A 15,936-nucleotide genomic window follows, 5' to 3' on the forward strand; every position below is an offset into this window, starting at 1 on the left:
GAAGCGCACCCGCACCGGAATCGTGTTGATGAACAACCCGACCATCGACTCCACACCGGACAACTCCGGCGGACGACCCGACACAGTCGCACCGAACACCACATCATCACGACCGGTCAGCCGGCCCAGCAGGATCGCCCACGCGACCTGCAGGACGGTGTTGGCGGTGACGCCGAGTTCGGCGGCCCGCGCGGTCAGCCGCGCGGTGATCTCGGCGTCCACGTCGAACACGTATTCACCGGCCAGCGTGGTGATCTCGTGCGCGGAGTCGCCGCGCACGAGCAGCGTCGGTTCGTCGAGGCCGGACAGCGCGGTCTGCCAGGTGCGCAGCGAGGCCCGATGATCCTGGCGGCCCACCCAGTCCAGGAAGTTCCGGTAGGAACGCACCGCCGGCAGCGCCGCGCCGTCGCCGTGCACGGCGTAGAGCATCAGCAGATCCCGCATCAGCAGCGGCATGGACCAGCCGTCGAGCAGGATGTGGTGGTTGCACACCACGAACTGCCAGGTCTCGGCGCCGGTCTTGATCAGCATGAACCGCACCAACCGCGGCTCGGTCAGATCGAAACGCCGCAATCGGTCGGCTTCGACGAGGTCGTCGGCGGTACCGGTGGCGCTGCGGTCGTACTCGATCCATTCGACCGGCACCCGGTTCAGCACCACCTGCACGGCATTGCCGTCGTGATCGGTGAGGAAGGCGGTGCGCAGATTCTCGTAGCGGTCCACCAGGGCCTGCGACGCCGCGCGCAACCGCTCGGCGTCCACCCGCCCGGTCAGCGTGAGCACCACCTGCGCGGTATATACGTCCACCGATTCCGCGGCGAGCTGCGCGTGGAACCACATACCGGCCTGCATCGACGACAGCGGCCACAGATCGGCGACCGGCATCGGGAACCGCCGCTCGATGGCGTCGACGTCGGGCTGCGATACGGCGACCAGGCCGAAATCGGACGGCGTATGCCCGCCCGCCCCGGCCGAGGCCGCATGGTGGGCGACCGCTTCCAGCGCCCGCGACCACAATTCACCGAACTCGCCGATCTCGGCCGCCGACAGCAGCGTGGTCGGGTACCCGATCCGGGCGGTCAGCTTGTCGCCGACCACCGCCGCATTGATATCCAGCGGTGCCATGGCGGGAGTATCGGCGTCGAGCGCCGCGTCCAGGTCCAGCTCGGTCGGCAACCAGCCGAAATCACGCATACCCGGGGCGATATCGCTCGCGCCGCCGAACCGGCCCAGGTAGTTGAAGCTCACCTGGCCCGGCAGCGCGGCCGGCAGTTCGCCGGCGGTCTCCCGGTTCATATAGCGCAGCAGACCGTAACCGATGCCCTTGTCCGGCACCGAGATCAGCTCTTCCTTGACCGATTTGATCAGCGCGCCCAGCGCCGCTCCCCCGGCCAGCGCGGCCGCGGTGTCGATCCCGGCCGCTACGAAACGCACCGGGTAGATCGTGGTGAACCAGCCGACCGTGCGGGACAGGTCGGCTCCGGGCACGACCTCTTCCTCACGGCCGTGACCCTCGAGCCGGATCAGCAGCGGATCCGCCGTCGACGCCGCGGGGGCCCGCTGCGCCCGCCAGGTGAGGGTGGCCAGCACGAGTGCGGTGAGCAGGCCGTCGTTGACCCCACCGTGGAACAACTCGGGCACGGTGGTGAGCAGCGCCCGGGTGACCTCCGCGGAGACCTCCACCGTATGGATCTCGACCGACCCGGCGGTATCGACCAGCGGGTCCATCGCACGGGTGGTCAGCAACGGATCGGCGGTACCGGCGACGGTCTGCCAGTACTCCAGTTCGGCGACCCGCTCGGCGCTGTGCGCGTGCTCGTCGATCGCGTGCGCCCACGTGCGCATCGAGGTGCTCGGCGCCGACAGCTCCGGCTCCTGACCGGCGCTGTGCGCACCGGCGGAGAGCAGGAAGTCCGGCGTCAGAATGCGCCAGGAGACACCGTCGACCACCATGTGATGCGCGACCACGACCAGGTATCCGGCCCGGTCGGCGGTATCGGGTTCCAGCCAGGTGAACCGCACTACGACACCGTTACCGGGATCGAGCCGGTCCAGCGTGGCATCGACGGCCGCGCGGGCGATATCGAGTATCTGCCGCTCATCGGCGGAGGCGTCGAAAACGGTGTGGTCGATCAGCGCGTCCACATCGACCGAACCCGGTTCCGCGGTCTCGACGATCCATTCGCCGTCCGCTTCGAACAGCCGCGACCGCAACATATCGTGCCGGTCCAGCACCGGGCCCATGACCGCGACGATGGTCTCCCGGGTCACGCCCGCGGGCAGGCCCAGGGTGGTCAGCTGGTGGTAGCGGCCGTAGGAACCGGAACGCTCGACCATGAACCGGACGATCGAAGTCAGCGGCATCCGGCCGACCCCGCCACCCTCGAGCTCGGGCAGCGACACCACGCTCTCGGCGGCTTCGCCCTGCTGGGCGACGGCGGCCAGCCCGGCCACCGTGCGCTGTTCGAACACCTGCCGCGGTGAGAACACCACACCGCGCGCCTTCGCCCGGGACACCAGCTGGATGGAGACGATGCTGTCGCCGCCGAGGGCGAAGAACGAATCGTCGGCACCCACCCGGTCCACACCGAGCACCTCGGCGAACACCTCGGCGATGACCTGCTCCACCGGATTCCGCGGCCCACGGAACGCCGCACTGCCCGCGAAAACCGGTTCCGGCAGGGCCTTGCGGTCCAGCTTTCCGTTGATGGTCAACGGAATACGGTCCATCGCGACGACCGCCGACGGAACCATGTACGAGGGCAGCCGCCCGGCCGTACCGTCGCGGACCACGTCCGGATCGAGCGCGACGCCGGTTTCCGGGACGACATAGGCGACGATCCGCTGATCGCCGGGGCGATCCTCGCGGACGATCACGGCCGCCTGGGCGATTCCGGGCTGCGCGAGCACCGCCGCCTCGATCTCGCCGAGCTCGATCCGGAAACCGCGGATCTTCACCTGATCGTCCGAACGGCCCAGATACTCGAGTTCGCCGAAGCGGTTCCAGCGCGCGACGTCACCGGAGCGGTACAGACGCTCGCCCGGCGCGCCGAACGGATCGGCCACGAAACGTGCCGCCGACAGGTCCGGGCGTCCCAGATATCCGCGGGACAGCTGCCCGCCCGAGACATACAGCTCACCCGGCACCCCGGCCGGAACCGGCTGCAACCGGTCGTCGAGGACGTAGGTCTTCAGCCCGGCCAGCGCCCGGCCGATGACACTGCCGGCCGCCTCCGCGACGACCGCCGCGTCGAGCGCCCGGTAGGACACGTGCACCGTGGTCTCGGTGATGCCGTACATGTTCACCAGCAGCGGCGACGCGGTCTCCCGGCCGCCGGCCACCGCGGTGCGCCCGGCGGTTCCGTCACCGTGCCGCTCGATCCAGTCGGTGAGCCGGCGCAGTTCGAGCGCTTCACCGCCGAAGATCACATACCGCAGCGCGAGCGCCGCGGCGTCGGCGTCCGCGCCCCGATCGGCCTCGGCCAGCTGGTAGAACGCCGACGGCGTCTGGTTCAGCACCGTCACCTGTTCGGCGCGCAACAGTTCCAGGAACTGCTCCGGCGACCGGGTGGTGTAGTAATCCACCACCACCGAGGTGCCGCCGAACAGCAGCGGGCCCCACAGCTCCCACACCGAGAAGTCGAAGGCGTAGGAGTGGAACAGCGTCCACACATCGTCGGGCCCGAACCCGAATTCCCGATCGGTGTTGGCGAACAACCGCACCACGTTGCGGTGCGCGACCGCGACGCCCTTCGGACGGCCGGTGGAACCGGAGGTGTAGATGACGTACGCCGTGTTGTCCGGCCGCAGCGGGCTGAGCCGGTCGGCGTCGGTGACCGGCGCGTCGCCGGTCCCGGGGCCGGAACCGTCCAGCAGGACCCGCGGCAACTCCGCCGGCAGCTCCACGTCGACGGTGGCGTCGAGCAGCACGGCCTGCGGCCGTGAATCGGCCAGCACGTAGGCGATCCGGTCGGCCGGCGAGTCCGGGTCCACCGGCACGTAGCCGGCGCCGGACTTGATCACGGCCAGCAACGCGACCACCAGGTCCAGCGACCGCGGCAGCAATACCGCCACCAGCGTTTCCGGACCGGCTCCGGTAGCGATCAACCGTCGCGCCAGCGCGTTCGCGCGCCGGTCGAGCTCGGCGTAGGTGAGCCGATCGGATTCGAACTTCACCGCCGTGCGGTGTGCGTGCTCCGCCACCACCGCATCGAAAAGACTCGCGAGAGTGGCCGTTTCCGGTTCGTCGACCGCTTCGCCGTCGACGGTGAACACACCGGGACCGGCATCGGCCCGGGTGCTCACCCAGTGCCGCAGCACATTCGACCGCTCGTCACCGCCGAGCAGGTCGATATCGCCCACCACGCTCCGCGGGTCCGCGGCGATCGCGCGCAGGATCAGCACGAGGCGGTCGCGGAAGGTCTCCACGGTGGCCGCGTCGAAAAGATCGGTCGCGAAGGTCAGGTACCCGCTCATACCGCGCGCGTCGCCCGAGCCGGCCGCGTCGTACGCCTCGCCCAGCGTGAGATTCAGATCGAACTGCGAGACAGCGATATCGGCGTCCACACCCGAGACGGTCAGCCCCGGCAACTCCAGGTTGGACTGCGCCATGTTCTGGAAGGTGAACCCGACCTGGAACAGCGGATGCCGAGCGGTCGACCGTTCCGGGTTCAGCGCCTCCACCAGGCGCTCGAAGGGCACATCCGCGTGCGCGAAGGCCTGGATGTCGACCTGGCGCTGCCGCGCGAGCAGGTCGGTGAACGCCGCGCCCCGGTCCACCCGGGTCCGCAGCACCAGCGTGTTGACGAACATACCGATCAGGTCGTCGAGCGCCTGCTCGCCGCGACCGGCGACCGGAGTGCCGACCGTGATGTCGTCGGCACCGGACAACCGCGACAGCAACGCGGCCCAGGCGGTGTGCACCACCATGAACAGAGTCGTGCTGTGTTCCTGCGCCAGCCGCGACAGTCCGGCATGGATATCGGCGCCGAGTTCGACGGCCACCCGGCCACCGGCGAAGGTCTGCTCCTCCGGGCGGGGACGATCCGCCGGCAGATCCAGCTGATCCGGAATATCGGCCAGCGCCGACCGCCAGTAGTCGATCTGCCGGGCCGCCAGCGACCCCGGATCGTTCTCGTCGCCCAGCAGCTCCCGCTGCCAGATCGCGTAATCGGCGTACTGGACCGGCAGCGGCTCCCAATCCGGGGCCGCGCCCGCCGCCCGCGCCGCGTACGCGGTCATCAGATCCCGTGTCAGCGGCTGGATCGACAGACCGTCACCCGCGATGTGGTGTACGACCGCGGCCAGGACGTACTCATCCGCCGCGCCGTCGACCTCCAGCAGCGTGATCCGCAGCGGCACCTGCGCGCCGACCTCGAAGGACACGGTCATCAGCTCGAGCACCGTGGCCTCGACCGCGTCCGCGGCCACCGCGCGGACCTCCAGTTCCGGCACCGCGCCCGATCCCGGCAGGATCAGCTGCACCGGACCGGATTCGGTCTCCGGGTACACCGTGCGCAACACCTCGTGCCGCGCGACCAGGTCGCGGACGGCCTGCCGCAACGCGGCGACGTCCAGCTGTCCGGACAACCGGATCACCATCGGGATGTTGTAGGCCTTGGAACCGGAATCGAACCAGTTCAGGAACCACATCCGCTGCTGCGCGAGCGACAGCGGAATCCGCGTCACGACCTCGCCGGAGTCCAGCACCCGCGTGGGCCGCTGCTGCGGCACCAGCGGCGGGCGCCCACCGGATCCGACCTGCTCCTCCAGCCGGGCGGCCAGCGTACCGACCGCCGACGCCTCGAACAGCATCCGCACCGGCACCTGGGTGTTCAGCGCCGCACCGAGACGTGCGACCACCTGGGTCGCCAGCAGGGAGTTGCCGCCCAGTTCGAAGAAGTCGTCGTCCGCGCCGATACGGTCGCGGTCCAGGACCTCCGCGAGCACCCCCGCCACGACCTCCTCGACCGGTGTCGAGGGCGCCCGGAACTCCCGGGTCTCGAATGTGGGTTCCGGCAGCGCCTTCCGGTCCAGTTTGCCGACGGGGGTCAGCGGGATCTCGTCGAGCACCATGATGGCCGACGGCACCATATAGGCGGGCAGCCGCTCTTCGATATGGGCCGTCAGCGCGGCGATATCGACCGAGTGCCCGGTCGTGGCGACGATATACGACACCAGCGATACCGCGCCCGGGGCGCTCTCGTGACCGATCGTCACCGCGAAATCGACGGTGCCGTAGGAGGTGAGCGCGTTGTCGATCTCCCCCAGCTCGATACGGAAACCGCGCACCTTCACCTGGAAGTCGGAGCGGCCCACGTATTCGAGCCGGTACTCGACCTCGGAGCCGAGCCGGCGCGAGGCCCACCGCACCACGTCACCGGTGCGGTACATCCGCTCACCCGGCGCGTACGGGTTCGCGACGAACCGGTCGGCGGTGAGAGCGGGGCGGTCGTGATAGCCCCGGGTCACCTGCACACCCGATACATAGAGTTCACCCGCGACACCGTCGGGCACCGGCCGCAGCCGGTCGTCCAGCACCAGTGAACGGATACCGCGGTTCGGGCCGCCGATGGTGAGGGCGTCACCGGGCTTCAGGGGGGCACCGATATTGACCACGATGGTGGTCTCGGTGGGGCCGTACACATTGTGGAACGCGCGGATCGCGCCGTTGGCGCCGCGCAGCGGGATGGCCCACTTCGCCAGCAGTTCGGGCGAATACGCCTCACCGCCGACGGCCAGCACCCGCAGGCTGTCGAGCCCGGCCGGATCGAGGGTGGCCAGCGCCGCCGGGGTGATGAACAGATGGGTCACCTGTTCGTCCCGGATCAAGCGGTAGAGATCCTCACCGCCGTAGGTGCCCGGCGGCACCACGACCAGCGTTCCACCCGAACCGATGGCCAGCAGCAACTCCATGATGGAGGCGTCGAAACTCGGCGAGGAGAAGTGCAGGGTCCGGGTATCGGAATTCATCCGGTAGCGCTGCACCTGCTCGGCGGCGAAGTTCGCCAGACCGGCATGCGGGACCACCACGCCCTTGGGCATACCGGTGGACCCGGAGGTGTAGATGATGTAAGCGGCGTTCGCCGGGGTCAGCGGCCGCACCCGGTCCGCGTCGGTGACCGGGTCGGCCGAGTATCCGCCGAGTTCCAGCTCGTCCAGGACCAGCCACTCGACCGAATCCGGCAGCTCCGCCCGCACCCGCGACACCGTGACACCGACTCGGGTGCCCGAATCGGTGAGCATATGGGCGATGCGCTCGGCCGGGTAGGTCGGATCGACCGGGACGAACGCGGCACCGGATTTGGTCACCGCCCATTCGGCCAGTACCGAATCCGAGGACCGCGGCACCGCGATCGCCACCAGATCCTCGGCGCCCAGTCCGGCGCCGATCAGAACCCGCGCCAGCCGGTTCGAGTACGCGTCCACCTGCCCGTAGTTCCACCGCTGACCGGCGAAGACCAGCGCCGGTGCGGCCGGGTCCACGGCCACCGCCGCGGCCAGCAGTTCGGGCAGCGTGCGCGGCGGCACGGCCGGGCCACCGGTCCGGGAGAGAGCAGCCGCGCGTTCGGTGTCGTCGAGGATCTCGACGGCGCCCAGCACCACGTCCGGATCGGCCGCGACCGCGGCCAGCAGCCGCTGCCAGCGGATCAGCAGGACCCGCGCGGTCGATTCGTCGAACAGTTCGGTCGCGTAGTTCAGCGACAGATCCATTCCGCCCGCGGCGTTCTCGCCGAGGGTGAATTGCAGATCGAACCGGGCGACGTCCTCGGCGAGTTCGACCCCGGACACCTCCAGCCCGGCCAGGTCCAGCACCGGCTGCTTGGCGTTCACCAGGGAGAGAGCCACCTGGAACAGCGGGTTGCGGGCCTGCGAACGCTCCGGCGCCAGCAGGTCCACCAGCCGTTCGAACGGCACATCCGCGTGGCCGAAGGCGTCGAGATCGGCCTGTTTGGCCCGGTCCAGCAGCTCGGCGAAGGTCTCGCCCGAATGGACTGCGGTCCGCAACACCAGGGTGTTGACGAACATGCCGACCACATCGTCGAGGGCGCGTTCACCACGGCCCGCGATCGGCGTACCGACGGCGATATCGTCGCTGCCCGACATCCGTGCCAGCAGCGCCGCCAGGGCGGCGTGCAGCACCATGAACATCGAGGCGCCGCGGGCGCGGGCCAGGCTGTCCAGGGTGCGGGTCAGCTCGGCCGTCAGTTCGCTGTGCACGGTCGCGCCGCGCAGTGAGGCCACGGCGGGACGCGGCCGGTCGGCCGGCAGGGACAGTTCATCGGGCAGGTCCGCGAGCGTCCGCTGCCAGAACGCGGTCTGGCGCGCCATCCGCGAGGCCGGATCGTCCTCGGCGCCCAGGACCCGGCGCTGCCAGAGCGCGAAATCGGCGTACTGGACCGCCAGCGGCACCCAGCCCGGCTCGTTGCCCTGGACCCGGGCCGCGTAGGCGGTCATCACATCGCGGGCCAGCGGGGCCATCGAGAAGCCGTCCGAGGCGATGTGGTGCATCACCAGCACCAGCACATGCTCGTCCGGGGCGGTTTCGAACAGTCGCATCCGCACCGGTACCGCCGCGGCGACGTCGAACCCGGCGGCCACGAAATCGGTGACCGCGGCGGCGACCTCGCCCGCATCGACCCGGACCGGAGTGAGATCCGGCGCCACGTCCGCCGCGCTCACGATCACCTGGACCGGCGCACCGTCGTGTTCGGGGTAGCGGGTACGCAAGGGTTCGTGCCGCCACAGCACATCGGACACCGCCGCGCGCAGGGCGGCCACATCCAGGGCGCCGGCGAGCCGGATGGCCATCGGCAGGTTGTAGGCGACCGACGAGGTGTCGTACTGGTTCAGGAACCACATCCGCTGCTGCGCGTACGACAGCGGCACCAGCTCCGGGCGCGGGCCCGCGACCAGGGCCGGGCGGTTGTCCTCTTCGATCTGATCCACCCGCACGGCCAGCGCGGCCACCGTCGGCGCCTCGAACAGGGCACGGACCGGTACGTTCACGCCCAGCGCGGTACCGAGCCGCGCCGCCACCTGCGTCGCGACCAGCGAGTTACCGCCGAGCTCGAAGAAATCGTCGTCCGCGCCGACGCGCTCGGCGCCGAGCACCTCGGCGTAGGTCGCGGCGACGACCTCCTCGACCGGATTCGAAGGCGCCCGGAAAACCCGCGCCTGGAACACCGGCGCCGGCAGCGCCCGGCGATCGAGCTTGCCCGAAGCGTTCAGCGGGAACTCGTCGAGCACCACGAACACCGACGGCACCATGTACGAGGGCAAGCGGTCGCGCAGATGAGCGCGCAGTTCCTCGGTCTCGACGGTCCGGCCCGCCGCGGGCACGACATAGCCGACCAGCTGATCGCCGACCTGCGCGTCGCTGTGCACCACGACGAGCGCCTGTGCCACCGACTCCGATTCGGTGAGCGCGTATTCGACCTCGCCCGGTTCGATACGCAGACCGTGCAGTTTGACCTGGAAGTCCGAGCGGCCCAGATATTCCAGTTCACCGTCGAGGTTCCAGCGGACCACGTCACCGGTCCGGTACATCCGCTCACCGGCGCCGAACGAACTGGCGACGAAGCGGGTGGTGGTGAGATCCGGGCGGCCCACATAGCCGTGTGCCAGCTGGGCACCGGTCAGATACAGCTCACCGGGCACCCCGGCCGGAACCGGCCGCAACCGCTCGTCGAGCACATAGGCCCGGGTGTTGAACACCGGCGAACCGATCGCCACCGCGCCGGTATCGGCGGCGGTGACCTCGTAATGCGTCGCGTCGACAGTGGTCTCGGTCGGGCCGTACAGGTTGTGCAGGCGGGCGGTCGAACGCTCCCACAGGCGCTGGGCGATATCGCCGGAGAGCAGCTCACCACCGACGAACACATTGCGCAGTCCGGCCCAGTCCGCGGGCTCGGTCTCGGTGAGGAACACCGACAGCAACGACGGGACGAACTGTGCGGTCGTCACCCCTTCCGCGGCCATCAGCCGGGCCAGGTACACCGGATCCCGGTGCCCGTCCGGCCGGGCGACCACGAGGCTCGCGCCGGCCTGCAGCGGCAGGAAGAACTCCCACACCGAGGCGTCGAACGTGGCCGGGGTGCGCTGCAGCATCACATCGCCCGCGCCGATTCCGTACTGTCCGTGCGACCACACCAGGCAGTTCACGATCGCCCGGTGCGGTACGGCCACACCCTTCGGGCGTCCCGTCGAACCGGAGGTGAAGATCACGTAGGCCGTGTTCTCCGGGCGCAGCGGCCGGTGCCGGTCGGCGTCGGTCAACGGGTCGTCGGAGAATCCGGAGAGATCCAGCCGGTCGATCCGGACCTGGCGTTCGATCGCCGGGTCCAGGTCGTCGCCGGAGGTGAGCACGCAGACCGGGCGAGCGATATCGAGGATGTGCTCGGTGCGGTCCGCGGGCTGATCGGGATCCAGCGGGACGTACGCACCGCCCGCGGCCACCACCGCGTACATACCGACCACGAGATCGATCGACCGGCGCATGCCGAGACCGACATACGATTCCGGTCCGACACCCGCCCCGTGCAGCCACCGGGCGAGCCGGTGCACCCGGCGGGCGAACTCGTCGTAGGACAGACTCGTCCCCTCGAAGATCACCGCGGGGGCGTCGGGCGTGCGCGCCACCTGCCCTTCGAACAGCGAGACCAGGGTCGAGGTGGCGTTACCCGCGACCTCCGCCAGCGCCGTTTCGACCGCGAACTCGGTGGCGTTCCACTGCTCCAGCACCAGCGACCGCTCGCGTCGCTCCATGATTTCGATATCGCCCACCGCGACCGACGGACGGTCGGTGGCGCCACGCAGCACCCGCACCAGCCGCCGGCCGAACTCGGCCGCGAAGTTGTCGTCGAAAAGATCCGTGGCATAGACGAGTTCGGCGTCCATACCGGAGCCGTCCGGCGAATCGCTCACCGTCAGCGACAGATCGTATTTCGTGGTCGGAGCGTCCAGCGCCAGGTCCGACATTGTCAGACCGGGCAGTTCCAGTTGCGATTCGCCGAGGTTCTGGAAGGCGAGCATCACCTGGAACAACGGCTGACGCGACTGCGACCGCACCGGGTTCAGGACCTCGACCAGCCGCTCGAACGGCACATCGGCATGCGCGAACGCATGCAGGTCGCGATCGCGCACATGGGCCAGCAGATCCGTGAACGCCGCGGCGGTGTCCACCTGGGTCCGCAGCACCAGGGTGTTGACGAACATGCCGACCATATCGTCGAGCACGCGTTCGCCACGGCCGGCGATCGGGATTCCGATGGCGATATCGCTGGTTCCGCTGAGCCGGGCGAGCAGCGCGGCGAAACTGCTGTGCACCACCATGAACAGGGTCGTGCCCTGCGCCTTGGCGAGTTCGTTCAGTTCGGCGACCAACGGCGCGGGAACCGTGAACCGGTGGGTGGCCGCCCGTTCACTGGCCACCGCCGGCCGGGTCCGCGTGGACAACCGGAGCTCGTCGGGCAGCCCGTCCAGCTCCGCGCGCCAGAAGTCGAGCTGCCGGGAAGCCAGCGAGGCCGGGTCTTCCTCGGAGCCGAGCAGGTCACGCTGCCAGATCGCGTAGTCGATGTACTGGACGGGCATCGGCGCCCGGTCCGGCACCTCACCGGTACTGCGCGCCGCGTAGGCCAGCATCAGGTCCCGGCTCAGCGGGCGCATCGAGAACCCGTCGGCCGCGATATGGTGCACCACTCCGACCAGGACATGGTCGTCCTCGCTCAGGCGATAGACCCGCATCCGCACCGGCGCGTCGACGGTCAGATCGAAGCCGCGGCAGACGAATTCCGCGATCGAGGAGAGCAGTTCGGCACCGAGGATGCCGTCGGACCCGCCTTCGGTGATCTCCACCTCCGGCATCGCCTCGGCCGGCGTCAGCACCAGCTGATACCCCACACCGTCGCGCGACGGGTACACCGTCCGCAGCGATTCGTGCCTGGCGATCACATCGCCGACCGCCTCGATCAGCGCGGGCACGTCGAGGGCGCCGCGCAACCGGAACGCGACGGGGATGTTGTCCACCGCCGACTCCGGTTCGAACCGGTTCAGGAACCACATCCGCTGCTGTGCCAGCGACAGCGGCGGATGCTCGGGCCGGGTCCGGGCCGCGAGTACCGGGCGCCCTCCGGCGCCGGCCTGCTGCTCCACCCGGGCCGCCAGGGTGGCCACGGTGGAGGCCTCGAACAGCATCCGCACCGGTACCTCGGTGTCGAGCGCGGCGCCGATGCGTGCCACGACCTGGGTCGCGATCAGCGAGTTGCCGCCGAGCGCGAAGAAATCGTCGTCGGCGCCCACACCCTCGGTACCGAGCAACTCCGCGAAGACCCCGGCCACGATCTCCTCGAACGGAGTCGAGACAACCCGCGAGCCCGCCGTTTCGAATACCGGCGCGGGCAACGCGCGGCGATCGAGCTTTCCGTTGATGGTCAGCGGAATGCGTTCCAGCGCGACGAGTGCGGACGGCACCATATAGCCCGGCAGTCGCTGGGCCGCGCCTTCGCGAATCACCTCCGGATCGGGTTCGGCCCCGCCCTCGGCGACCACATAGCCGACGATGCGGTGATCGCCGGGCTTGTCCTCGCGGACGATGACCGCGGCCTGCGTCACGCCCGGCTGCGCGAGTACCGCCGCCTCGATCTCGCCGAGTTCGATCCGGAAACCGCGCACCTTCACCTGATCGTCGGCGCGACCGAGATATTCGAGCTCGCCGTGGCGGTTCCAGCGGGCGAGGTCGCCGGAACGGTAGAGACGCTCGCCGGGTTCGCCGAGCGGGTCCGCGACGAAACGCGCCGCGGACAGGTCCGGCCGGCCCAGATAGCCACGGGCCAGCTGCACACCGGAGACGTACAGCTCACCGGAGACACCCACGGGTGCCGGCCGGAGACGGTCGTCCAGCACGTAGACCTTCAGCCCGGCCAGCGCGCGGCCCACGACACTGCCCGCCGCCCCGGCGATGGTGGCGGCGTCGAGGCCGCGATGGGTCACGTGGACCGTGGTCTCGGTGATGCCGTACATGTTCACCAGCCGCGGCGACGCGACCTCCCGGTCACCGGCCATATGGGTGCGCCCGGCGGTCCCGTCGCCGTGCCGTTCGATCCAGTCGCCGAGCCGGCGAAGTTCCAGGGCCTCGCCGCCGAAGACCACATAGCGCAACGAAAGCGGGCGGTCGTCGGTGGTGGTGCGGTCCGCCTCGGCCAGCTGATAGAACGCCGACGGCGTCTGGTTCAGCACGGTGACGCACTCGTCCCGCAGCAATTCCAGGAACTGGTGCGGCGACCGGGAGACGTAGTAGTCGACGACCACCAGGGTGCCGCCGAACAACAGCGAACCCCACAGTTCCCAGACCGAGAAGTCGAAGGCGTAGGAGTGGAACAGCGTCCAGACGTCCTCGGGCCCGAACCCGAATTCGCGTTCGCTGTTGGCGAGCAGCCGCACCACGTTCCGGTGCGGGACCGCGACGCCCTTGGGGCGGCCGGTGGAGCCGGACGTGTAGATGACGTAGGCGATGTTGTCCGGCCGCAGCGGCGCGAGCCGGTCGGCGTCGGTGATCGGGCCGTCGTCGGCGTCCTCGATATCGCCGGCTTCCACCGCGAAACCGTCCACCGCCACCCGCGAGATCCCGGCCGGGAGCTCGAGCTGCATGCGGGAGTCCAGTACGACGGTCGCCGGGCGCGCATCGCTCAGGATGTACTGGAGGCGTTCCGCCGGGGAGTCCGGATCCACCGGAACATAGCCGGCGCCCGACTTGATCACCGCGAGCAACGCGACCACGAGGTCCAGCGAACGCGGCAGCAGCACCGCGACCAGCTTCTCCGGCCCGGCGCCCTCGGCGATCAACCGCCGTGCCAGCACATTGGCCCGGCGATCCAGTTCGGCGTAGGTGAGTCGATCCTCCCCGGACTTCACGGCCGTGCGCCGCGCGTTCTCGTCGGCGGCGACGTCGAAAAGACTCGCCATAGTGGCGGTTTCCGGACGATCGACGGCCCGGCCGTCGACGCTGAAGACACCCGGCGCGGAATCGGGGCCGACGGCCGTCCAATGCCGCACCACATCGGCGCGTTCCGATTCGGCGAGCAGATCGATATCGCCCACGGCGATATCCGGATTCGCCACGACCGCGCGCAGGATGCGCACCAGCCGGTCGGCGAATTCGGAGACGGTCTCCGGATCGAACAGATCGGTGGCATACGACCACTGCATGGCCATCCTGCCGTCCGCGACACCTTCGGTCCCGACGGTCAGCTGCAGGTCGAATTTCGCCAGACCCGGGTCGAAGTCGACGATGTCGAGCTCGAGCCCCGGCAGGGTCACCGAGTGCATATCCGACATCGTCGCGGCCTCGAACACCAGCGCCACCTGGAACAGCGGGTGATGTGCCTGCGAGCGGCGCGGATTCAGGATGTCGACCAGCCGCTCGAACGGGATATCGGCATGAGAGAAAGCGGCCAGGTCGGTACGGCGCGCCTGGGCGAGCAACTCGCTGAACGGCTGCGCCGGGGCGACCTCGGTACGCAGCACCAGCGTGTTGACGAACATGCCGACCAGATCGTCGAGTTCACGTTCGCCGCGGCCCGCGATCGGAGTGCCGATGGCGATATCGCCGGTGGCCGCCATCCGGCTCGACCAGGCGGCGAGTACGGCATGCATGAGCATGAACAGCGTGGTGCCCCGCGAACGCGCCAGCTGCTCCAGCTCGACACGCAGTGCCGAGTCCACGGAGAAGTTGTGTACGGCACCGGCGTTGGAGGCGATATCCGGCCGGGGGCGATCGGTGGGCAGATCGAGCTGATCGGGCAGATCCCGGAGGTTGTCCACCCAGTAGGCGACCTGCTGCGCGGCCAGCGAGCCGGGATCGTCCTCCGCGCCCAGCACCGCGCGCTGCCACAGCGTGTAATCGGCGTACTGCACCGCCAGCGGCGCCCAGGCCGGCGCCACATCGCTGCGGCGGCCGCTGTAGGCGACGACGAGATCGCGCAGCAGCGGGCGCGGCGAGAATCCGTCGGCGCTGATGTGATGCGCGACGAAGACGAAGATATAGCTGTCCTCGGCAAGCTGCAGCAGTGTCGTCCGGAACGCGGGTTCGGCCGTGACGTCGAAGAACACCGATGCCAATTCCGCGATCCGGGCCGGGAGATCCGCCGCGGTGACCGGTTCGGGGTCGATGTCGAACACCACGTCGGCGGCCGGTAGGACCTGCTGATAGCCGACACCGTCCACCTCGGGGTACACGGTCCGCAGTACTTCGTGCCGTTCCACCAGATCCGCGAAGGCCGCCCGCAGGGCATCCAGATCGAGGTCGCCGGTGAGCCGGATGGCGAACGGGATGTTGTATGTCGCCGAGGCGCCGTCGAACCGGTTGAGGAACCACATCCGCTGCTGGGCCAGCGACAACGGCACTCGCTCGGGACGCGGGTGCGGCGCCAGCACCGGCATACCGGCCCGGCCGGTAGCCGTCTCCGCGGCGGCCGCCAGCGCGGCCACGGTGGAGGACTCGAAGACGACCCGCACCGGCACCTGGATATCCAGCGCCTGTCCGATACGGGCGGCGACCTGCGTGGCGACCAGTGAGTTGCCACCCAATGCGAAGAAGTCGTCGTCGGCGCCGACACGTTCCACACCGAGTACATCGGCGAACACGCCCGCGACGATCTCCTCGACCGGAGTCGACAGCGCCCGGAACTCGCGGGCCTCGAACAACGGCTCCGGCAAGGCTTTACGGTCGAGCTTTCCGGAGGTGTTGAGCGGGAACGCGTCCAGCACGACGACCGCGGCCGGCACCATATAGGTCGGCAGCACCGAGCGCACGGCATCCAGCACGACGGCCTGCGCGATCTGCTGCCCCGGGGCGGGGACGACGTAGGCCACCAGCTGCTCACCCAGCTGCGAACCCGACACCGTCACCGCCGCCTGACTCACCTGCGGCTGCGCCAG

General features: G+C 69.5%; 1 protein-coding gene. It reads right to left on the minus strand.

Annotated features, from left to right (window positions below; all coding sequences use genetic code 11):
• Window positions 1-15,936: amino acid adenylation domain-containing protein (locus ACWDU1_RS16350; protein WP_449999283.1), on the minus strand; the 15,936-nt coding region annotated here is incomplete at both ends.

The organism is Nocardia sp. NPDC003345, from assembly GCF_053589395.1.